This window comes from Polaromonas sp. P1_E3, from assembly GCF_056405935.1.
On sequence record NZ_JBFUBD010000706.1, the window covers coordinates 1 to 929 of the forward strand.

The window sequence follows — 929 nt, forward strand, 5'->3', positions numbered from 1 at the left end:
GCTTTCACACCAATGGGCAATTGCGGCGTATCGTGTTTTACGGGCCGCGCGCAGGCGGCAGCGTCGAGCAGGCCTATGCCGAATTCAACGACCGCGGCCAACTCCAGGCCTTGCGCTGCGGCGACAAGCCCTTGCTGGCAGYGCCGGCCGAGGACGTCCGCTGGTGCGGCTTTTCGGGGGGCGCCTCAAAGATCGAACTCTTCAGCAGCAAGGGCGTGCTGAACGGCACCAGCAGTTACCTGGCCGGAAAACGCATTCGCCATGAAACGCTGGGCGAGGGTGGCAAGCCGGATTACCTGGACGAGGTATCGGGAAGCATCCGGATCGAGCGCCATTTCAACAACGCCGGCGTCAAGCGGCGCGAGATCCAGTGGAAGCTGGACAGTGAAACCGCCAGGAATTCACTCAAGGAACGGGAGCAGGAGTTCGCCGACAGCGGTACCCTGACGCGCGACAGGAAATGGTCCGAAGGCAAACTGGTGAGCGACCAGTCCTATTACCTCAACGGCCAGCCGCGCAGCAAAAACGAATTCGGCGGCGACGGCGATAGCGCCTGGCTGCAAGCCACCGATTACTTCGACAACGGAAAGATCGCCGCAACCGGCCGCTACAGCGCCTCCAACCGCTACCGGCAATTGCCTCTGGGCACACACCAGCGCTTCAACGAGGCTGGAAAGCTGGTGGCCGAATCGAGCTACGACGATCGCGGCCGCATCACGCGCGAGAAAATCTGGGACAGCGACGGCAAATTGCTGAGCGACGATGCCGTCTTCGAGGACGGCTCAAGAAAAGCGTATTCTAGGTAACAGAATAGAGCCCCCACGCTCCCCCATTTCGTGTGGGTCGCTGCCCCCCGAGGGGGCCGCCCGCCTGCGGCCTGGCAAAGCCAGTTCCGCGGCTCATGCTGGCATTAAGCGCGAAGCTCAGGC

Annotated in this window: 1 protein-coding gene; it reads left to right on the plus strand. The window is 62.5% G+C overall.

Annotation, left to right across the window (positions count from 1 at the left end; genetic code table 11):
* Positions 1–806 (plus strand): toxin-antitoxin system YwqK family antitoxin (locus AC1D0Z_RS22945; RefSeq protein WP_477660433.1); only part of this gene is annotated, 806 nt, incomplete at its 5' end.
* Between the last annotated feature and the right edge of the window lie 123 nt (positions 807–929).